This window comes from Weissella cibaria (genome assembly GCF_004521965.1).
Classification (GTDB): domain Bacteria; phylum Bacillota; class Bacilli; order Lactobacillales; family Lactobacillaceae; genus Weissella; species Weissella cibaria_A.
Genome location: NZ_SDGK01000023.1, coordinates 28278 through 46990 on the forward strand (window position 1 = coordinate 28278; position 18713 = coordinate 46990).

Sequence of the window (18713 nt, forward strand, 5' to 3'; positions counted from 1 at the left end):
GATACAAAGGCTCACCGGCTTTTTGGCTATTGTTAGCCCACAAAAATATTCTTACCCAAACTCAACATTTGCAAGTACTCTTCAGATTCACCACCAATAATAAAGGCCGCATTACCTGAAAGCACCGTCAACTTTCCGGCGTGTGAACGGGCATATACGCGGTCAAATAATTCTTCTTGCAATTTAGTACGATTACCGGCCAATTGCTCCAAGTTTTCAATCACAAGAACATCGTAATCGTCATAACAATCCTTGAACTTTTGCGCCCCAACTTGACCACCACGTTGTCCAGCTTCATAGTCTTCCATGAATTGCTCAACTTCAACAATGGTCACATCGGTATCGAACGCCTGGTTAATCAAGCGTTCACGGAATTCGTAGTTCTCACCACGAACCAAAATCATCTTCAAATGATCATTGTTCATGACTTTCGTCGTTGCACGCTTCAATTGACCTGGTACATCGTCAATATTAACGTCTTCATGCTTAACTTCTAATAACTTCGACAACACTGCAATTTGTTGATTCAACCCGGCAGCCTGAGCTTTCAAATTCAAAATAACCTGCTCAATTGCCTCTTGATGTTGTGCTTCAACCATAATTGTTATCCCCCTATCCTAAGTAGTTTGTACCATAATCATAGCACACACCCCGGGTGTCCTCTTATAATAAGTACTATCTTAATAGCATGATTCCCAGCAGGTCATGATATGCAATACGTCCTACTTTACGAACGCGAACCACTCTTCAGCAATGACGACTTAGACCTATTTTTAGCCGGCGTTGAACTTGATGCAGACATTCGCAACATCCCATTTGATGAAGCAAAAACCTGCCAACTCATTGCCGATTTAGCGCAGCAATCAGAAGAACCCGCGATTGGCTTTCTCGCCACTTATTCGACGTATGGGCATTGTGATGCGCTTGGTAGTGAGATTGATGTGACGTTGGAAATTGCGGTTACCCACCAAGACTAGACGTACATTTTCTTATCGCGGGCCCGCCAATTGCCATTAGCAGCACTCACACCAATTCGGGTCGCTAACTTCGCCCAAAACTTAATATCAGCTAATGAAACACTCCCCAAGACGCTTGCCTCTGCATCGTAAAAATCACTCATGTCTAGGTTGTGCGTTTGAATAATTGGCAATACAAAATCACGTTGCATCGTTTTAAACGCGACAACCGGAATTAAGCCACCATTTACTTTGGCATCAAATTCGTTAAAAGCGTCATATCTAATATCTTCAATTTCACTCGCAAGTAGCGCAGCCAACCGACCGTGCCACATGCGATATTCCGTTTGTTTATCTGCCATGTTGTTCACCCGCTCCCGTTAAGTTAAACCTAATATACCACGGTTAAAATTAACTTTCAAGATATCCTGACCGCCCTTTATATTCGACATCTTATTTTTCAAAACAATTTAAAAGATTCGCGTTAGCCGTCGTCCTTACAGGCGTGGGCATTTCGCTGTTTAAAACTGGTTGAGCACCAAAATATCTTCTAAAAATATTGCTATACTATTAATAATTATACGATAAGGGGAATTTTTAATGCTTACTGAACACCAATTGATTTCTGAGCTTGCGCAAATTGCTGAGGCCAGCGAAGTTGTTGGTCAACGCACTCGCAACATCTATCTTGGCGCAGGTTGGTTCAACGAGGACCAACAAAATATCTTGATGCAAGGTTACCAAGCGTTGAAGGCTAACCCAACAATTAACGATATCTATGTTCCCCTCCTTAACCAATACGGTGGACAAGTTATCGAATCTGAAGGTGATTTTGAACCTGACTTCGAATGGGGGACGATGACTTACAAGGCTGATATCACGGCGATGAACAACGCCGATTTGATTGTGGCCTTTATCGATGCGACTGACCCAGATTCAGGCACGGCGTTTGAAGTTGGTTACATGACTGCTTCAAACAAGCCTGCTATTTTGGTCACGGTCGGTGATCGTAACGAACACCCAGTTAACTTGATGTTGTCATACGGGGCCGTTTCAAATGTTGACCTTGCAACAGAAGGTTTTGCTGCTTTGGAAAAGTTTAACTTTACCAACATCGCCATGAAGAAGTGGACTGGCGCCATTTTATAATCTCAAGTTAAAGGCACCGCTCGATGGGATTCATCGCACGGTGCCTTTTTCACTGTTATTTATTTTGTCGCAGAATAACGGTTCTATTCTTTTCACGAATAGTAAAAGAATCACCTATTCACCATGTCAGCGAATAAGGGATTAATTATTTATAAGATGATATTTTGTGGGGACGAGCCGTGTTTATCAAATAACGATTACCACTTAATGACGTAGTTGACTTTATCTGCGTCGAAGTAGTCACTTTCCAGTTCGAATCCTTCTGACTCAAGCATTTGACGATACTCTTTGTCGTCGTGCAATCTTGCGTCAGAGTATCGCACGACAACGAAATCGTCGCCTGCCTTAGCAGCTTCGTCAATCAACGCACCTACTTTGTTACGGCTGTTGGCGATGTCTTGCGCATGGTCACGAGCCTTCTTAAGCGCCACAGCTACCTTACCTTCTTCAGCGGTTTTTCGCACGATGTCTAACTTTGGCACTTTGGCAGATGCAAGTATTTCTTCAGGTGTTTGTAGTTCAGTCATGATTAGTACCTCCAAGTACAATTGATAATTTTATTCATCAATTTTCTTGTGCTTGAAAAGCAGCCTCTGTGGGTGAGAATCACCCACTATCACGCAAAGTGTTTTGTCTTTGAAAAAATAACCACTTACCTAGCGCATTTGTCTGGTAAGAGATTTGCTTATTACGCAAAAATTTGCTTAGTGATAATTTTAAGTGAAACGCGTAGCGTGGTTGCGTCAATTTGTCCAACGTATTCAGCATTACGTGCTTCTAGGTCGTAACCCAACAGTTGATGCAAGAACATAAACCCGTGCGTTTCATCGGCGCCATTCTTAACTAAGATTGGCAACGCTAGTGGATCGTTTTCCAAACGATTTTGCGCTTCTTGAGAAGATGATCCGGAAGTTACCGGGACAACTACTACAAAGGGCGCCTGTGCCCGATTGTACATATTGCCACTAACAACTACAACTGGTCGACGAATGTTGTTTGCTTTTGCATTGTGTCCTCCAAACTCACTACCCGCGTGTGGTTCTGAATCTACCCAAAATATGTCGCCTTGTTTGATTTCCATTAGAAAGCAATCTTTCCTTCTACACCGACAGATGTATCAGCAAATCCAAATTCTTGAATCATTTGATAGCCTTCACCGGGTGCTAATTGTGCAAATAGGTTTTCGGGTTCAGACGCAACAACTTGTACAACATATTGACCATTATCGTTTTTTACGAATTCAATTTGCGTGCCTGCTTCATTGGCACCGATATCTTTTCGAACGTACCGTGGAATTGTTACTTGACCTTTTGAAGTCATTGATACAGTTTGAGCCATTGTAAGCACCTCCTGGTAATACTTTTCCTTACCTATATTGTAATACTTTTCCTTACTTCCATCAATGTTTAATCTTCTCGAATGTCGTATAGTCTTTTGGCTTAAGAATATCCTTTCTTCTCTTACCACCAGATGTCAAAACTGATAGACTTGTCACCCTCTGCTTTATCACTTGCGACGAATGCCCGAATGATTAGTTGCATAATACACATCCATGAGTCAAATGATGTACCATCAAGAACTCGTGAATTTTCAAATTCATCGAACCAGTCATCTTTTGCAATGGCATTATAGACGTAATCAAGTTTTGCCCACAATAGTTCGCTCATATTTGCAAACTTAGCGGCTACAAACTTATCAGCTGGCATGACAGCCTTTTTCTCTGGCTTATTGTAATACTCCGCGTTAAACTCTGCATTCTCAATGCCGTGAGCAAATTGAATTTCAGCAAAATAGTTAAACAGCCAATTTAGGGTTGCATTAACACGACGTTCTAGTTCTGTGCGGTTCACAATTAGGTCATTTTCTTGACCAGTATGTCCATCGACCGTAACAGTTTTGATTTCGTTCTCGTAGAATAGATCACGGTCAGTCTCATGAAACTTAGCGTTTTTAACAACCATGTATGCAAAGTGGTCTGCGTCTCAACGCGTGTGTAGTCCAAAGTCGTCCTCTGACTTTTGACCGTCAATTTTTAAAATCGTTAAGAATACTTCAGTCAAGCAACTAGGCGCCTACATTAAATGTCAGAGGTTTGTTAAATCCTAATGTTTATCCTGACTATCCTTTTCTGTATTTGATAGGAGGCCTTTTTGCTCAATTAAAATATTCAAATGGCCTTACACTCGAAACACATTAATAAAATATCAAGTAGCTGTACAACAAGACTCTTGAATTCAACTTTAACTCGGTCTAAATAAAATTAGATATATATTTAATTTGATGTTTAAAATTAATTAACCAATCATTATTTTTCTATTAATTCCAGAAAAATAAATGCCCAATCAATACTTTTAACTGACTTTAAATATATAAATAATCAATATTTGTAAGTTTATTTTTTTTGACAAAATTGGTGCTTACATATTACTATTTGACTGTGAAGGGTATAACTTTTTAAAAAGCAAAAGGAGATATAAAATTATGAAAAATAAGGTATTATTGAGCGCCACATTGCTATCTATTCCAGTAAGTTTATTTGGTTTTTTTGATAATTCAATTTCTGCAAATTCTAACTCAAATAAATCAGAAATGAAAATGTCAGGTTCAATTGTTGGGGATTACAATAGTAAAGATAAAACAGTTGTCGGCGCAACATTGCCAGGAAAAGACGTTACATTTACTGTACCTATGACTAAAACGAACAAAACATATCTTCATTTTGCATTCATGCATGCGGCCTCGGGGGATAAAGGATGGTATTTTGCACCTAAATCTAGTGATGGAGTCGAATTGAATAACAAGAGCATGAAATCTGATTCAACAAAAGATATTACCAATAAAATCAGTTTATATGCGGCCCCTGATAAGGACACGGTTAATAAAGTAAAAGAGAATGATGGTAAGTTGAAGTTTGAACCAACTGATAAATATTTGTCTGCTAAAGTAAAGGTTAAAGATGATCAGTATGTTGTGAAAATTAAGAATATGTCTAAAAAGGATTATAAGACACCTTTCTCATCAGGAGTATGGCAAGTCTCTTCCACTAAAAATGAGGGATTCGATCACAAACCTTCAAAACAATTAAGTGAATTAGCTACTAGTGGCCACCGTGATGATTTGTTACAATTAGTTAATCAAAATAAGTAATTATAAAAGTAAAGAGGCCATTCTAGGGAATGACCTCTTTACTTTTATATGATATGTTAAATATTATTCAAATAAATAATTGTGGGAAGGAGACCGATATAATGGCAGCAACTATATTATTAATAGATGATGAGTTAGATATAACTGAAATAAATAGGCGGTATTTGATAAAAGCAGGATACGAAATAGTAGTCGCTTTTAATGGAAAAGAAGCGCTTGAAAGGTATAAGGAAAAGAGCTTTGATTTAGTAATTAGTGATATCATGATGCCTGAAATGGATGGATATGAATTAATGGATAATATTCAGATGATTAATCCAGATCAACCATTCTTATTCATTACAGCTAAGTCATCAGATCAAGATAAAATATTTTCATTAAGTTTAGGGGCAGATGATTTTATTAGCAAGCCATTTAGTCCACGCGAGTTGGTTTTAAGAGTGCAAAATATTTTAAGGAGAATTTATAGTGACTCAGATAATTCAGAAGTAGGTCTCTTGGAAGATTTAAAAGTAGATAATCGTACCCATGAAGTGAGCGTTAACGGTCATAAAATTGATGTTACTGTTAAAGAATTTGAATTATTATGGATATTAGTTAATGAACCAAATAGAGCTTTTTCAAAATCTGAGATATATCAAAAGGTCTGGCATGAAGAATATAATCAAAATATAGATGCCAATACACTTAGTGTGCATATTCATGACTTGCGATCAAAACTCTCAAAATACGGCTCGAATAAAACTCCAAAAATTAGTACCGTTTGGGGTCTTGGATATAAAATGGAGGTGTAATTATTAAGTTAAAAAGCATAATTATATGTGGATATAGTGCCTCTGTTTTTGTAACAACATTTTTGATTTTTATAGCAATAAATAAAATGTATATTAACGAAAAAACAGGATACTTAATTGTTTTGCTGATACTAGCAGCAAGTGTGTTAGGAATTTGTGTTAATCTACTTCTCTTAAGACCTGTTTTTAAATCTTTAACATATATTCGAGATCAAACAAATAAAATTGCAAATAATGAATTTGAAATTATTGATAGTATTACTTTCCCTTCTGAATTAAAAGAATTGTCAAAAGATATCAATGATATGTCAAAAAAACTTAATCGTACATTTAAATCTTTGCATGAGAGTGAACAAGAGAAAAATAGCATGATCGAACAATTATCACATGATATTAAGACACCGATTACCTCAATTAATACAACTATTGAAGCTATTTTAGATGGTATTATTCCAAAAAATGAGGTTAGACATCATTTAAATATAATGAATCATCAAACAGAACGTTTAAATTCATTAGTGGAAGAATTAACGTATATTACCTACAGTAATAGTCGAAAAACAGATTTATTTGAGAATGTATTTGTTGATCAATTAATTATTGATGTTTTATCGGAATTTGAGGTACAGTTACGAAAAGAACATCGAGAAGTTAAGATTAATGTTAATCCAAATGGGGCGAGCATATATACCAAAAAAGAGCAAGTGTATCGCATATTGTTTAATTTAGTTAATAATGCCATCAAGTATTCTAATGATGGAACAGAAATAATTATCAATGCAGCAATTGAAGAAAATAAATTAAGATTTGACGTGACGGATTTTGGAAAAGGAATAAATAGCAGTAATTTGGAAAATGTATTCCAAAGATTATATAGAGTTGATGAATCAAGAAATTCTACAACGGGAGGACATGGACTAGGATTGTATATTGCTAAAGAACTTGTGGAGCAGTTAGGTGGTAATATTTCCGTGAAGAGTCAAGAAAGCAAGGGTAGTACTTTTACCTTTACACTTCCGATTGATAAGGGAGCATGTGATTCATGTGAGAAATAATATTGTATTTCTGTCATTTTGAGTAACGAGTGACCCTTGCGATGTGGACATTAGCGTAATAGTGCCCTTTACGTAACTAAGAGAGCCTAACGTTGGTTTTATTGAAACATGGTCAGAGCGATTAAGGCTTGTTTCACATCATACAGAAAATTATTCTGATATGTTATGTCAAAAAATAGCTAATTCCAGTTCCAATATCTGGAATTCAGAATGGTAAAAAAACAACTTTCCATGAGATTTACTCATTAATCGGGAGTACATTATTAAACGAATGCCGCTTACGATTTCTCAGCATGAAATTGATTGATTTATTTAATGTATACACTGATTAATTCTAAATTTTACAGGGTCTATCTATAATATCGCCCCTATGAAACCTTATTAAAACAACCCCCATTATCTACTAGTTAGATAATGGGGGTTGTTTTTTTGTTAAGTGATATAATAAACCATAAAAAGTTTAGAAATATGGTCCTGGTCATCAATAAATAAACATAATTATTTATTTAATTATTTAATTTCAGAAAGGTATATATGAATCATGGCGCAACAAATTGTCCTACCCATCAAAGACTCCAACGTTTTAAAGATGGTACAAGATACACTTCTCGATAGTTTCCGTGCTGGTCGCCGAAATTACACCGTTTTTCAAGTTGGTAAGGCCACGCTACTACGTGTGAGTGATGTCATGACATTAAAAAAATCAGATGTCTATAATCCAGACGGCTCTGTCAAAAATACAGCCTTTATTCATGATACAAAGACCGGTAAAGCAAACACGTTATATTTAAAGCCTGTTCAGCAAGACTTGTTGCAATATCATGATTGGCTGGTAAAAGAAAACATCAATTCTGAGTGGTTATTCCCCTCGACAGCCCATCATGATCGCCATATCACCGAGAAACAGTTTTATAAAGTGATGGCGCGTGTTGGTGATCTACTAGGTATCAACTATTTAGGCACGCACACCATGCGTAAAACAGGCGCTTATCGTGTCTATACACAGTCAAGTTACAATATTGGTTTAGTCGTGCACTTATTGAATCACTCAAGCGAAGCCATGACACTGACTTACCTTGGTTTAGATCAAGCTAGTCGCGAGACGATGTTAGATCAAATTGATTTTGGATAATTACATCAAAAGCATACTGAATAATTGGACCATTTTTATCCAGTTACTTAGTGATAATTGAGATGCGATTGCGATTATAAAAATTGATATATCAACCAATGGCTGCTTGGACTTCAATTAATGCTTGGTATGCATTCAAATCAATATCCTTATTTTTAAGTATAAATCGACTTAACTTGATACAAATAATAATTCATCTAAATCAAATATCTCAACACATTTTTGGGTGTGCCGTTTAATTAGACCTCTCTCTTCCAATGATGAGAACTTACGGCTTATTGTTTCTGGAGTTGTCCCCAAGTAAGTAGCCAAATCTTTTTTTGACATGGGTAAAGTCACATAAGTATGATTTTTTTCATCCTCAACATTTTCTGATAGAAAATCAATAATCCGAGCTTCAACAGGCTCAATACTGACTTGCACAGTTTGTTTTTCTGATAACTGTAGCCGTTTTGTAATATCCGATAACATTCGTCGCATGATTTCTGGATAGCGATCTAGATATTGATCTAAATCCTTTTTATGAATCCTACAAATACTTGATTCCGATATTGCTTCAGCATAATTCGAATGATAACCTTCAGTCTGTAAAACAGCAAATTCCCCCATAAAATCACCCGGATGTAGGATACGTATGGTTTGCTCACGACCAGACTCACTTAGGCTATAAATACGTACACGTCCATTGTTTATGATATATAATGTGTCATCTTTATCACCAAACCTAAATAATAGCTCATTCTTTACGTATTGTACTTCATTCGCTGATTGAGCAATTAGATGCATTTGTTCATCATTGAGATGATTAAAAATCGGCACTAAACGTATACAATCTACATGACTATGATGATTATGGTATGCCATTCCGTTTTTCTCCTAATTAATCGTTATCTATATAGTCATCGTCTTCTAAGGCATCCTTATTAATAAATGCTTGAAGTTGCCAAATATTTACGTCTAAATAAGCTTTATAACTAATTAGTGAATCTTCCAAAGCATCATTTCCTTCTTCTTGTGCTAAGCGAATTGCACGAATAGTAAATTCACGATTAGATCTAAAATCTTCTACTATCTGTAGGACCATCTCATCAGCAGTGTAATATTTTTCCGAAGAATCTTCAGAAATCGTTGTAAATTCTTGAAATTCAGTAGTTGTTGATGCTGGCTTAAATCCTGAAGCTAGTAAGCGTTCTGCAATTTTATCAAACCATGCCTCATTCTCGTTATATAAATTTTCAAAAACATTATGCAATGCATAGAAGTTTTTGCCTTTTACATACCAATGATATTGATGCAACTTTACATGTAATGTATGAATATTAGCAAGTATATGATCTGTAACAGCTGCAGAATTAATCTTAGTATGATGAATGTGTTCTTTATATGCTTGTTCGACGGCTAATTTTTCTTGCCTTTCATTTACTGTCGTCATTTTATGCACCTTCCTTTACTTTTGAACTAATTACTGGGTATCCTAAGTCTTCAATTGCTTTTTCAATTGTATTCAAATTGACCTGATTTTCATCAAAATCCACTTTTACCTTACTCGCATTGAAAAGTACTTTTACAGAATCTTTTTTTACACCAGCAGTCTGTTTTAAGCCACGTTCGATTTTTTGTAAACATGATGGACAAGTTAATGTTTCTAATTTTAATATTGCTTTAGTCATATCTATCACTCCTTTAAATAAATTATATAGGCCATTCTTTTTAAGATACTTGATATAGATCAATTATCTTAATTGATAACCTCTTAGTCTCATTGCATTTAAAATAACTACTAAAATACTGGCCTCATGAACCAACATCCCAATTGACATAGACATCCATTCACTAAATATTAAACTAACCAATAGTATTATCACGACGCCAACAGCAATTAGAATATTTTGTCGCATATTCGCATATGTTACTTTTGCTAGGCCTAAAGCATGAGGAAGGCGGTTAAAGTTAGAATTCATTAAAACAATATCTGAACTTTCAATTGCGACATCTGTTCCATTCCCCATAGCTATACCTACCTCTGCAGTAGTCAGAGAGGGACTGTCATTAACGCCGTCACCGATAAAAACAACTATTTCACCCGAGTCCTGTCGTCTTTTTAGAAATGCTTGTTTGTCCTCTGGTAGCATATCACCATGGGCTTCCGTTAAACCTAGTTCCTTTTTAACTAAATTAACTGTACCTTGGTTATCACCTGATAATACAATAAGATTTTTAATACCGAGTGATTTTAATTTTTGTAAGTCCTGCTTAACACCTGGTCGAACTTTGTCGCGGATACCCATTAACATGATTAACTTATGATCAACTGCCGTTAATACAATTGAATTACCGGTTCTTTCTAATTTATTCAATTGTTTAAGAACATCATCAGATAGCGGTATACTTTCTTGTTTCATTAAGGTTTTATTTCCTACTGAAACAACGTGCCCATCTACGTGAGCAATTACGCCCCCACCTTTTACAACCTGTGTATTTTCTATAGGCCTTACTTTATATTGTGCTAATTTATTTACAATAGCGACAGCTAATGGGTGATCAGACTCACTTTCAACTGAAAGCAATAGAGATAAATCCTCCTCCTGATTACTTCCATAATAAATAATATCGCTCACTTCAGGCTTTCCTTCAGTTAAGGTACCTGTTTTATCGAATAACACTGTATCTGCATTGGCAAAATGACTAATCACTTCAGAACCTTTAAATAAAACACCATTTTTTGCGCCATTTCCTATCCCTGCAACATTTGAAACAGGTACACCAATTACCAAGGCTCCTGGGCAACCAAGTACTAATACGGTAATCGCAAGTTCTGTATCTTTGGTTAATACCCAAACCAACAGCCCAATTGTAAGTACTGCAGGTGTATACCAGCGAGAAAACTGGTCAATGAATCGTTCTGCTTCTGATTTAGAATCCTGTGCTTCTTCTACCAACTCAATAATTTTTCCAAATGTAGAATCTTCCCCTACTCTATCAGCCACTATTTGAATAGTACCGTTGTCCATAATAGTACCGGCAAATACTTCATCGTCTTTTTCTTTCTTTAAGGGTAAAGATTCACCTGTGATATTAGCCTCATTTACATATCCTTTTCCAGTAGTTACCCTACCATCTACGGGAATCTTGGAACCAGTCTTTACTAGGAGAATATCCCCTTCTTCTACTTCATCAATATCTACTTCTGCAAATTGTCCCCCTGTCAATTGCTTAAAAGCAGTTTCTGGAGCCATTTCCGTCAACTCTTTAATAGCTGATCGTGTTTGGTTAAGTGTTCGTTGTTCTAAATATGATCCAAATAAAAATAAAAAAGTAACAATTGCTGATTCTTCATAATTTTGAATAAAGAGAGCACCAATGACCGCTATCGTTACTAAAACATCAATACTTACTACTTTTACTTTCATAGCCTGATAAGCTTGTAAAGAAATGGGGGTAACGCCTAATATCGAAGCTATAATAAAAGCACTATTAGAAATTGTTGTATTGGCAAAAATAAAGTGTGCGATTAGTGCTAAAGCAATGAGTAAGCCACTGATACTAGTAACTTTATTTTTATGTTTAAGAATATTATGTTGCATATGATTTCTCCCTTAATTTTAGTTCAACTAAAGTGTATTAGCTTTGGGGAGATATAAACTTGACGTCCATCAAGTTTATGAAATAGTTCTAAATAAGTAAAAATATTATAATATTGGCTTAGTCGTGCACTTATTGAATCATTCGAGTGAGGCTATGACACCGACTTATCTTGGGGTAGATCAAGCAAGTCGCGAAACAATGTTAGATTAAATTGATTTTGGGTAATATCGCCAACTATTCTCCTGAAATTAGCCCGTATTTGCTCATTTTGACGCCACCATGGAGGTATTTTTAATGACTAGGATTACTAAGGCACAATTAGATAGCATCATTACAGCGTCAGATAAACAAGGTCCTGATACAGCTAGCCAGACTTATTTTGCAGACGCCTTTGATGCAACCATGGATAACACCTGCGATACTGACTTACTGGGTTATCTATTACTGGATCATTATTTTGGTGATGAATCATGACTAATTTTGATGAATATATGACCAATACTAATTTAGCCTTACAAGCTATTATTCGCTATGATGACGGCCGTGAAATCCGTGTGTTTAATGTGAAAGATAAACGGTGCTGTGTGTTTATTCAAAATGATAATGAACATTTCTGGTTGTTACGTGAACGTATCTTAGAACCGCCTATGCTACACAACATCACGGAAGCGATGTATCAAGCTGGTATCTATGATAATTATTACCATCTAAGCGTTGAAGTATTTCATGGCGATGATAGTAAAGTTTACTATCCGCGGTGAATATTTATCTTGTAACCATGCCACATTAGGAGGACTATTCATGGAATTAGATTTAGGTAATAACGCATATGATATTTTAAATGATTGGCATCCCAATGCGGCTAAGGAAGAATTAACGGCACAACTCACAAAACAAGTGTTAGTTAAGAAAGAACAGTTGCCAAAACTTTATCACGAGAAGACTTAAAAGACCGTTGGGAGATGAACTCACGGCAAAGCGTACATCAGGTTGCGACCAGACCCGATTTCCCAGCACCAATTTTAACTTTTAATCATGGTAAAACACTCCTGTACTTAGAAACGGAAATTCAAATTTTCGAGGTGAATCACCCATGGTTAATTACGATGAGCGCCCACTTATCTTATAGCCATTGGATCCTGCATAATGTGATTAATTAATTGTTGGCGTTAGCCTTCTGATACAAGTAAAAATCAAGGATGAAATCCTTGGCAAACTACTCTTGACAGGTGTCAAGGGCATAAGTTCACATTGTCAGCACAAGGTTGACTGGTGCAATGAAATCTTGGCTAGATCTTACGAGTTAAAATAGCCGACTATCTAAATATACGAGGCCAAAAAATTTTTTATTCTTAGCGCCGTTGGCGTTGGATTCTGACACAACTTAATCTTGCTGTAATTCACTTTCCAATGCTAATACTTTTTGTTTCACCTTTGTTCCTTAGATACCTTTAGTGATCTTCAACCTTAACCAATTCAACTCGCTTTGTGTGTACAGTATATTAAGTTCTACACCATCTCACTTTTCTCGACCATAGAGCGTCTTTCTAGATATCCCCAAACAGATGTACTCACCTGTTTGGGGTTTTCTTTACAAAAAAGTGTTTTTTGTCAGCAGGCGTGTTGGTAACCACTAAAAGTAACTCCCTAAGGACACCATTTTCGATGACGTAATATAACATATCGTTCCTTTGTATACATGGTTAGCTACTACAGGCCGACTCAATTAAAGGTGTTCTAAAAATATGATTTAAAATTTTAAACAGTATAGAAAAGTACATGGATCCAAAGTTGAAACAGAGCGCTCTTTATATGAACGTAGGCAAAGAGATTTTATCTTAATTGGAGGTAAGAGTTTCTTGATTGCAGCATAGTTAATTACTCATGCATGGGCCTCATCGGTTTTTGTCTCTAAATGTCCTTCACATCATCATAATAAATACAATACATAATACGCGCCTGAAATTATGATACGAAAAAACCATCTTAGGTATGATTTATGTATTGAATGTACACTGGTCCACTATAATCATACGGAAGGTCCAGGCGCCCCTAGAACTAGTTGGAATATTTATTTAAAAGCAATCAATATAAATAATCAACTTGTTGCACAAATTTACTCATATGGATAAATATTTTAACTTCTGATCAGCGGATATAGACATAAATAGGTTCCATATCTCAACCGTAGTAACCAATAGATATAGATTCGCTAAAAGTGATCGTTGTCTTAATGATTACCGTTATCATATGCTGATTAACTTGACCGAATAAAATACATAGGATTGGCTTTTAGTACCTTTATAGATAAAGTTTGAACACACAAGGCATATTAGTTTGTATATTTTGAAAATGGTGATACTCTTTAAGCAAGAAACTTATACAGAAAGTTTCAATCTTTATATTTCAGGGGGGATACATCATGATTTGGTCACTAATTGTTGGTGCTGTAATTGGAGCTGTAGCTGGAGCTATTACAAATCGTGGAGAGTCAATGGGGTGGATCAGTAATATTCTAGCTGGTTTGATTGGTTCTTCAATTGGACAAGGTGTTTTGGGACGTTGGGGCCCTAGCTTAGCTGGAATGGCAATTTTCCCATCAATTATTGGAGCAGTTATTTTAGTTTTGATTGTGTCTGCAATTTTTGGCATTAAGGCAAAAAAGTAGCACTATATCGTACTGAGGGGGCATGCTATGAAGAGATTGTACAAGGTGTTACTTGTTATTATTCTTCTAATCTACTTAGTTAGTATTTCTACGATAATCTGGCCCGATATAATTACCAAAATACTTTCATTTTTAGATCATATTAATTTACACAGTTCGCTAAGCGAACAAATGTTACTTAGATATAATGAGCTATTTATTCTAGGATTAACTAGTGTAATTTTAATTGTTGTAATTGCGTTGCCTCGGCAAAGAAAATCTATTTTGTTAATTAACTCAGGGAAAGGCACACTATCTTTGGGAAATGAGGGAATTAGCAGTTTTATTAAGACACAGTTATCTGGCGAAGGATTAAGTAATATTCAAGTCAATATCAAAAACACTAAACATATTAAGCGTTTCAACGTTACCGCCGATTCTGAATATAAAAAATCGATTATATCTGATTTGCCACGAGTAGAAAAAAACTTAACTGATAGCTTGAGAAACTTACTATCTGGGGTTGATAAATCACCTATTCGAGTAAATATAAAGGTAAATCAATCTAATAAGCGTAATAATAAAGCATCGCGAGTTATTTAATTTTAGGAGTTTATCGAGTATGGATCGTAAACAGACAGTAGTTTTTTTAAGTAGCTTAATTGGTTTTGTAATTACTATTTTATTAATTCAATTTGGCTTTATAAAAACGATACTAGTAGTTTTTATAACAGGAATGTTCGGTTTATTAGGCCTTTTGTTTGATAATAATCGTATCCAATTAAGTAAATTGTTACATGACATTTTTAATAAATAATGCGGAGGATAAATTTATGACTACGGAAAATAAGACAGTAACGCAGGAGACTGTAGCTCCTAAAGGACAATTGACGTTTGATGATAAAGTAATCCAAAAGATTGTTGGTTATGCAATTGAAAATGTATCAGGATTGCTAGGCGTAGATGGCGGCTTTGTAGCTAATATTAAGAATAAAATCGTTAATAGTGATAATCCAACTGATGGAATTAATGTAGAGGTTGGTAAAGAGCAAGTAGCTGTTGATTTGAATATTGTGATGGAGTTTGGCCATAACGCACATGATGTCTATAAAGAAATCAGTAAGGTTGTAGCAAAACAGATAGAAGAAGCAACAAGTCTTACTCTAGTGGAGCTGAATGTTGAAGTGATCGATATTCAGACAAAATCAGAATTCGAAGAATCACAAGTAACAATACAGGATCGCGTAACTGATGCTGGAAAATCAGTTCAAGATAAAGCCACGGTAGGAATTGATAAGGTAAAATCTGTTACCGATTCAGATGATGCTCGAGTACAATAACTACACCTGTTATCTTAATAGGGAAGAAAGGGGCATTGATTAATGGTTAACACTATATTAAAAGTCGCTGCTGTAACATCACTTGTATTGAGTGGTATTGTTGTTGCAGCCACAGTTTTTACGGCAAAAGAGATTGATACTGCTGGAGACAAATTAGGTAAAAAGATACACAATTAATTCTGTATAAAAAGGCTTCACCTTAATCAAAGGTGAAGCCTTTTTCAGTTACTACCTACTTAGATAATTACTGTATCCATAGTGTATACAGTAATTGACTAATAAGATTTAGACAATTTACCATCTACTAGCTCATAAACATGATCAGCAAATTTCTTTAATCGTAGATCATGTGTAACTGTAACAATTGCTTTATTTTGTTCATGCGCAATGGATTGTAGTAACTTACCCACTACTTCCACACGATCGGTATCTAATGCTGCAGTGGGTTCATCAGCTAAAATTATTTTAGGATTAGTATATAACGCGCGCGCGATAGCTACTCTTTGCGACTGCCCACCTGATAATTGATTTGGGTACTTATTTAATAATGATTTTATACCGAGTTGATTTAATATTTTATCGAATTCGCTGCTATTTAAATTGTTATTTGGCTTTACTTTGTTTACCAGTAAAAATTGATCCTGAACTTTTAAAAAAGGAACTAAACTGTATCTTTGTAAAACAAACCCAATTTGATGTAACCTAATTTCTTCTCTCTCTCGATTATTTAAGGAACTCATAGATGCAGAATTTAAAATAATATCTCCATTCGTAGGTGTTTGTAATCCCCCAAGAATAGTTAATAGAGTACTTTTACCCGATCCTGATGGTCCAAGTATCAGAGTCAATTCATTTTCATTTGCTTCGAAATCTATTTCTGTTAGAGCTTGTACAGCATTTGTTCCACTACCGAAAGTTTTATTAACCTTCTTTAATTCTAAAGTTGCCATATTATCCTCCAATAGCTGTCACGGGATCAATCTTGGAAATAATTCTCATAGGTATAATTGCGCCGATAAGGCCAGTTACCAATATTCCGCTGGCTACACCTGTAATTAACCCTATGTCAAAATACATTGGTACAGTACTAGGTATTACAAAAGAAATTAATACCGTGACTAGTAGACCAAGTGAAATTGAGATACTCAAAATCAAGGCAGCTTCGCTAAATGTATTTTTAATAAGATATGCACTAGGAATGCCTTGCGCTCTCAAAACTGATAGACTCGGTAATTTTTGAATAGTTAGTATATACAAGAATATCGTGATAATTACCAAAGATATGAGTACGAGAAAAATTATCATAAAGAGAAATGTATTGTTCTGTGCTGCGTATCCGGGCAACTTGTTTAAGTATTCTTTTTTGGAATAACTTACCAATGTACTATCTTTTACATTTAGAGCATTGGTTCTTTTTGAAATAAATCCACTCGCTGAATAATTTTCTCCAACACCCTTGATGGTAAACCAATTTCTGATATCACCATAAACTACAGACGCCATATTATATTGCGCATTTCTAACTTTTCCAACAATTGTATAAACCTTATTATCCAAGCCAATTTTTATTTTTGTTCCCAATTTAAGGGTAGTTAATTTATCAGAAACCATAACTTGATCACTATTTATTGGCTTCGTACCAGATGATAATACAAGATTTTTAAAAATATACTGAGATGGTTGAAGACCAATAAATTGTACAGACTGAGATTCTGAACCATCATTATATTTAATATTAGTAGGTGTTACACCAACTACTGCCGTATCTCTATTGTGATTAAGACTATCCACTTGTTCCTTTGTCAACAATGACTGCCCCATATTTCCATTGGAATCCTTATTCATAAGAGCGCTTTTCGTTTCCCATGAATCAATTGCTGCTGTGTTGCCATTTGCCAGTCCTAGAGCTAAAGCACTTAAAATAAAAATTAGAAAACTAATTAAACTAATTACTATCACTATAAGACTATATCTTAATTTTTCATAACCCATTTCTTTAAGAGCCAAAAACATGATTAAACCTCTTTATCCTTAAGCCACTGTTCAATATATTTAAGTCTGCTAATTATTTCATTATTACTATCTGTGCCTGTAATAAAAGCTTCTTTAATTGATTCATGGATAACTATTTTTTCAACCCAGGACAGTGCATCATATTTTCCTGTTCGATAATTTAGGCAACTGCTTGATTCCTTATGGGAGTTATATGAACTAAGTAAACTTTTATTTACTTCATAATATTTCTTAAGAAACTCACGATATGGATTATCTTGTACATGTTCAATAAAATAAATGGCTGTATCTAATCGTGTGTCAAGTTTTTCCTGATGAACATCGGACATAACTTGTTCAAAAACCCATTCATACGAGTCATACAAGTCTTCAAAGTAAGTATAGAAGGAACCTCTTGATATGTTAGCCTGTTGGACAATTCTGGCAACTTGAGAATCCGACACACTATAGTGTGAGAATTCATCTATTAACGCCTTTTTTAAGTTACTTTTTTTCTCAAAACTTATCTTACTAAGCATTTCTTTAGGCATATAGCACTCCTTTCGTTGACACAATGTCAATGACACCTTGTCAATAATTGTAATTATATCTCTTGTCATTGTCAATCAACATAATTGCGTATTCATTTCTGCCCTATAATTAAAATAAAGTACAACTCTATATTTAAATGCTTTATGTCAAATTCCGGATAATAACTTGAAATACTTTATTAAAACAATAGTTGTTAGCAGTGTGTTTATAAATTATAATTTTCCCACCCGTATGATAGATAACTGTTTTTAAACACCCGTTGCGTAATTACGCGGAATTTATATTTCTACTAATTAATAAAAGGCAGTTTGCTCTTATGCTAGATTTACGGACAGATTTTTCTCTGCCCTGTAAACTAATAGCA

Annotated in this window: 26 protein-coding genes and 1 pseudogene; 14 read left to right on the forward strand and 13 right to left on the reverse strand. The window is 35.2% G+C overall.

Going from position 1 to position 18713, the window contains the following annotated elements:
- Positions 1-32: 32 nt before the first annotated feature.
- A complete protein-coding gene (locus EST42_RS03645) occupies positions 33-599 on the reverse strand; it encodes a hypothetical protein (RefSeq protein WP_134644253.1) in 567 nt (188 codons plus the stop codon).
- Between the two features lie 111 nt (positions 600-710).
- Between EST42_RS03645 and EST42_RS03650 the strand changes: the two genes are divergently transcribed.
- Positions 711-977, forward strand: a complete 267-nt coding sequence (locus EST42_RS03650; RefSeq protein WP_134644254.1) for a hypothetical protein — start codon at positions 711-713, stop codon at positions 975-977.
- Here the strand turns inward: EST42_RS03650 and EST42_RS03655 are convergent.
- The gene (locus tag EST42_RS03655; RefSeq protein WP_134644255.1) at positions 974-1318 is read right to left on the reverse strand and encodes a hypothetical protein; all 345 of its coding nucleotides are present in this window, start codon (positions 1316-1318) and stop codon (positions 974-976) included. The two genes, EST42_RS03650 and EST42_RS03655, sit on opposite strands and share 4 nt — an antisense overlap.
- A 238-nt stretch (positions 1319-1556) precedes the next feature.
- On the opposite strand from EST42_RS03655, the gene EST42_RS03660 reads away from it, so the two are divergent.
- The gene (locus EST42_RS03660; protein ID WP_134644256.1) at positions 1557-2105 is read left to right on the forward strand and encodes a nucleoside 2-deoxyribosyltransferase; all 549 of its coding nucleotides are present in this window, start codon (positions 1557-1559) and stop codon (positions 2103-2105) included.
- Between the two features lie 197 nt (positions 2106-2302).
- Here the strand turns inward: EST42_RS03660 and EST42_RS03665 are convergent, their stop codons facing one another.
- The 4 genes from EST42_RS03665 to EST42_RS03680 form a co-directional block, all read right to left on the reverse strand.
- Complete coding sequence (locus EST42_RS03665; RefSeq protein WP_134644257.1) at positions 2303-2632, reverse strand: hypothetical protein; 330 nt, start codon at positions 2630-2632, stop codon at positions 2303-2305.
- A gap of 161 nt (positions 2633-2793) precedes the next feature.
- Positions 2794-3186 (reverse strand): type II toxin-antitoxin system PemK/MazF family toxin, encoded by a 393-nt coding sequence (locus tag EST42_RS03670; RefSeq protein WP_134644258.1) that lies wholly within the window; start codon positions 3184-3186, stop codon positions 2794-2796.
- On the reverse strand, positions 3186-3443 hold the full coding sequence (locus EST42_RS03675; protein ID WP_134644259.1) for an AbrB/MazE/SpoVT family DNA-binding domain-containing protein: 258 nt from the start codon (positions 3441-3443) through the stop codon (positions 3186-3188). Before EST42_RS03675 ends, EST42_RS03670 begins: the two co-directional genes overlap by 1 nt.
- Before the next feature lie 122 nt (positions 3444-3565).
- Positions 3566-4066: a hypothetical protein gene (locus tag EST42_RS03680; protein WP_134644260.1), complete on the reverse strand. Its 501-nt coding sequence runs from the start codon at positions 4064-4066 to the stop codon at positions 3566-3568.
- A gap of 520 nt (positions 4067-4586) precedes the next feature.
- Between EST42_RS03680 and EST42_RS03685 the strand changes: the two genes are divergently transcribed.
- From EST42_RS03685 to EST42_RS03700, 4 genes are all read left to right on the forward strand, one after another.
- The gene (locus EST42_RS03685) at positions 4587-5252 is read left to right on the forward strand and encodes a hypothetical protein (RefSeq protein WP_134644261.1); all 666 of its coding nucleotides are present in this window, start codon (positions 4587-4589) and stop codon (positions 5250-5252) included.
- Positions 5253-5353: 101 nt separating this feature from the next.
- Positions 5354-6046, forward strand: a complete 693-nt coding sequence (locus EST42_RS03690; protein WP_134644262.1) for a response regulator transcription factor — start codon at positions 5354-5356, stop codon at positions 6044-6046.
- Positions 6047-6132: 86 nt separating this feature from the next.
- Positions 6133-7101, forward strand: coding sequence for a sensor histidine kinase (locus EST42_RS03695; RefSeq protein ID WP_134644263.1), 969 nt, complete (start codon positions 6133-6135; stop codon positions 7099-7101).
- 541 nt (positions 7102-7642) lie between these two features.
- The gene (locus EST42_RS03700; RefSeq protein ID WP_134644264.1) at positions 7643-8233 is read left to right on the forward strand and encodes a site-specific integrase; all 591 of its coding nucleotides are present in this window, start codon (positions 7643-7645) and stop codon (positions 8231-8233) included.
- A 171-nt stretch (positions 8234-8404) separates the two neighbouring features.
- Here the strand turns inward: EST42_RS03700 and EST42_RS03705 are convergent, their stop codons facing one another.
- The 4 genes from EST42_RS03705 to EST42_RS03720 all read right to left on the reverse strand — a co-directional run bounded on the left by EST42_RS03705 (position 8405) and on the right by EST42_RS03720 (position 11817).
- Positions 8405-9097: a Crp/Fnr family transcriptional regulator gene (locus tag EST42_RS03705; RefSeq protein WP_134644265.1), complete on the reverse strand. Its 693-nt coding sequence runs from the start codon at positions 9095-9097 to the stop codon at positions 8405-8407.
- A 16-nt stretch (positions 9098-9113) separates the two neighbouring features.
- A complete protein-coding gene (locus tag EST42_RS03710; RefSeq protein ID WP_134644266.1) occupies positions 9114-9665 on the reverse strand; it encodes a Dps family protein in 552 nt (183 codons plus the stop codon).
- Between the two features lies 1 nt (position 9666).
- Entirely contained in the window at positions 9667-9903 is a 237-nt protein-coding gene (locus EST42_RS03715; protein WP_010372439.1) for a heavy-metal-associated domain-containing protein, read from the reverse strand.
- Positions 9904-9966: 63 nt separating this feature from the next.
- Positions 9967-11817, reverse strand: coding sequence for a heavy metal translocating P-type ATPase (locus tag EST42_RS03720; RefSeq protein ID WP_134644267.1), 1851 nt, complete (start codon positions 11815-11817; stop codon positions 9967-9969).
- A gap of 295 nt (positions 11818-12112) precedes the next feature.
- Here EST42_RS03720 and EST42_RS03725 point away from each other — a divergent pair, with 295 nt between their 5' ends.
- The 8 genes and pseudogenes from EST42_RS03725 (at position 12113) to EST42_RS11370 (ending at position 15982) form a co-directional block, all read left to right on the forward strand.
- Positions 12113-12292 carry a hypothetical protein gene (locus tag EST42_RS03725; protein ID WP_134644268.1) on the forward strand — a complete coding sequence of 60 codons (180 nt, stop codon included), beginning with the start codon at positions 12113-12115 and terminating at the stop codon, positions 12290-12292.
- Positions 12289-12579, forward strand: coding sequence for a hypothetical protein (locus tag EST42_RS03730; protein ID WP_134644269.1), 291 nt, complete (start codon positions 12289-12291; stop codon positions 12577-12579). Before EST42_RS03725 ends, EST42_RS03730 begins: the two co-directional genes overlap by 4 nt.
- A 40-nt stretch (positions 12580-12619) precedes the next feature.
- A pseudogene (locus EST42_RS03735) lies at positions 12620-12978 on the forward strand (hypothetical protein).
- 1262 nt (positions 12979-14240) lie between these two features.
- Positions 14241-14486: a GlsB/YeaQ/YmgE family stress response membrane protein gene (locus tag EST42_RS03740; RefSeq protein ID WP_134644270.1), complete on the forward strand. Its 246-nt coding sequence runs from the start codon at positions 14241-14243 to the stop codon at positions 14484-14486.
- Between the two features lie 27 nt (positions 14487-14513).
- Entirely contained in the window at positions 14514-15068 is a 555-nt protein-coding gene (gene amaP / locus EST42_RS03745) for an alkaline shock response membrane anchor protein AmaP (protein WP_134644271.1), read from the forward strand.
- A 19-nt stretch (positions 15069-15087) separates the two neighbouring features.
- Positions 15088-15282: a hypothetical protein gene (locus tag EST42_RS03750; protein ID WP_108731173.1), complete on the forward strand. Its 195-nt coding sequence runs from the start codon at positions 15088-15090 to the stop codon at positions 15280-15282.
- A gap of 16 nt (positions 15283-15298) precedes the next feature.
- Entirely contained in the window at positions 15299-15805 is a 507-nt protein-coding gene (locus tag EST42_RS03755; protein WP_134644272.1) for an Asp23/Gls24 family envelope stress response protein, read from the forward strand.
- Between the two features lie 42 nt (positions 15806-15847).
- Positions 15848-15982: a hypothetical protein gene (locus EST42_RS11370; RefSeq protein ID WP_280633869.1), complete on the forward strand. Its 135-nt coding sequence runs from the start codon at positions 15848-15850 to the stop codon at positions 15980-15982.
- A gap of 98 nt (positions 15983-16080) precedes the next feature.
- On the opposite strand, the gene EST42_RS03760 is transcribed toward EST42_RS11370, so the two are convergent.
- The 3 genes from EST42_RS03760 to EST42_RS03770 are packed head-to-tail and all read right to left on the reverse strand — an operon-like array spanning position 16081 to position 18348.
- On the reverse strand, positions 16081-16755 hold the full coding sequence (locus tag EST42_RS03760) for an ABC transporter ATP-binding protein (protein ID WP_134644273.1): 675 nt from the start codon (positions 16753-16755) through the stop codon (positions 16081-16083).
- Position 16756: 1 nt separating this feature from the next.
- Positions 16757-17818: an ABC transporter permease gene (locus EST42_RS03765; protein WP_134644274.1), complete on the reverse strand. Its 1062-nt coding sequence runs from the start codon at positions 17816-17818 to the stop codon at positions 16757-16759.
- A gap of 2 nt (positions 17819-17820) precedes the next feature.
- On the reverse strand, positions 17821-18348 hold the full coding sequence (locus tag EST42_RS03770) for a TetR/AcrR family transcriptional regulator (protein ID WP_134644275.1): 528 nt from the start codon (positions 18346-18348) through the stop codon (positions 17821-17823).
- Positions 18349-18713: the final 365 nt, after the last annotated feature.

What these genes read in the sequence shown, in the direction of transcription:
- EST42_RS03645 (WP_134644253.1), bottom strand. Translation starts at nt 599, where the DNA reads ATGGTTGAAGCACAACATCAAGAGGCAATTGAGCAGGTTATTTTGAAT.
- EST42_RS03650 (WP_134644254.1), top strand. Translation starts at nt 711, where the DNA reads ATGCAATACGTCCTACTTTACGAACGCGAACCACTCTTCAGCAATGAC.
- EST42_RS03655 (WP_134644255.1), bottom strand. Translation starts at nt 1,318, where the DNA reads ATGGCAGATAAACAAACGGAATATCGCATGTGGCACGGTCGGTTGGCT.
- EST42_RS03660 (WP_134644256.1), top strand. Translation starts at nt 1,557, where the DNA reads ATGCTTACTGAACACCAATTGATTTCTGAGCTTGCGCAAATTGCTGAG.
- EST42_RS03665 (WP_134644257.1), bottom strand. Translation starts at nt 2,632, where the DNA reads ATGACTGAACTACAAACACCTGAAGAAATACTTGCATCTGCCAAAGTG.
- EST42_RS03670 (WP_134644258.1), bottom strand. Translation starts at nt 3,186, where the DNA reads ATGGAAATCAAACAAGGCGACATATTTTGGGTAGATTCAGAACCACAC.
- EST42_RS03675 (WP_134644259.1), bottom strand. Translation starts at nt 3,443, where the DNA reads ATGGCTCAAACTGTATCAATGACTTCAAAAGGTCAAGTAACAATTCCA.
- EST42_RS03680 (WP_134644260.1), bottom strand. Translation starts at nt 4,066, where the DNA reads ATGGTTGTTAAAAACGCTAAGTTTCATGAGACTGACCGTGATCTATTC.
- EST42_RS03685 (WP_134644261.1), top strand. Translation starts at nt 4,587, where the DNA reads ATGAAAAATAAGGTATTATTGAGCGCCACATTGCTATCTATTCCAGTA.
- EST42_RS03690 (WP_134644262.1), top strand. Translation starts at nt 5,354, where the DNA reads ATGGCAGCAACTATATTATTAATAGATGATGAGTTAGATATAACTGAA.
- EST42_RS03695 (WP_134644263.1), top strand. Translation starts at nt 6,133, where the DNA reads ATGTATATTAACGAAAAAACAGGATACTTAATTGTTTTGCTGATACTA.
- EST42_RS03700 (WP_134644264.1), top strand. Translation starts at nt 7,643, where the DNA reads ATGGCGCAACAAATTGTCCTACCCATCAAAGACTCCAACGTTTTAAAG.
- EST42_RS03705 (WP_134644265.1), bottom strand. Translation starts at nt 9,097, where the DNA reads ATGGCATACCATAATCATCATAGTCATGTAGATTGTATACGTTTAGTG.
- EST42_RS03710 (WP_134644266.1), bottom strand. Translation starts at nt 9,665, where the DNA reads ATGACGACAGTAAATGAAAGGCAAGAAAAATTAGCCGTCGAACAAGCA.
- EST42_RS03715 (WP_010372439.1), bottom strand. Translation starts at nt 9,903, where the DNA reads ATGACTAAAGCAATATTAAAATTAGAAACATTAACTTGTCCATCATGT.
- EST42_RS03720 (WP_134644267.1), bottom strand. Translation starts at nt 11,817, where the DNA reads ATGCAACATAATATTCTTAAACATAAAAATAAAGTTACTAGTATCAGT.
- EST42_RS03725 (WP_134644268.1), top strand. Translation starts at nt 12,113, where the DNA reads ATGACTAGGATTACTAAGGCACAATTAGATAGCATCATTACAGCGTCA.
- EST42_RS03730 (WP_134644269.1), top strand. Translation starts at nt 12,289, where the DNA reads ATGACTAATTTTGATGAATATATGACCAATACTAATTTAGCCTTACAA.
- EST42_RS03740 (WP_134644270.1), top strand. Translation starts at nt 14,241, where the DNA reads ATGATTTGGTCACTAATTGTTGGTGCTGTAATTGGAGCTGTAGCTGGA.
- amaP (WP_134644271.1), top strand. Translation starts at nt 14,514, where the DNA reads ATGAAGAGATTGTACAAGGTGTTACTTGTTATTATTCTTCTAATCTAC.
- EST42_RS03750 (WP_108731173.1), top strand. Translation starts at nt 15,088, where the DNA reads ATGGATCGTAAACAGACAGTAGTTTTTTTAAGTAGCTTAATTGGTTTT.
- EST42_RS03755 (WP_134644272.1), top strand. Translation starts at nt 15,299, where the DNA reads ATGACTACGGAAAATAAGACAGTAACGCAGGAGACTGTAGCTCCTAAA.
- EST42_RS11370 (WP_280633869.1), top strand. Translation starts at nt 15,848, where the DNA reads ATGGTTAACACTATATTAAAAGTCGCTGCTGTAACATCACTTGTATTG.
- EST42_RS03760 (WP_134644273.1), bottom strand. Translation starts at nt 16,755, where the DNA reads ATGGCAACTTTAGAATTAAAGAAGGTTAATAAAACTTTCGGTAGTGGA.
- EST42_RS03765 (WP_134644274.1), bottom strand. Translation starts at nt 17,818, where the DNA reads ATGTTTTTGGCTCTTAAAGAAATGGGTTATGAAAAATTAAGATATAGT.
- EST42_RS03770 (WP_134644275.1), bottom strand. Translation starts at nt 18,348, where the DNA reads ATGCCTAAAGAAATGCTTAGTAAGATAAGTTTTGAGAAAAAAAGTAAC.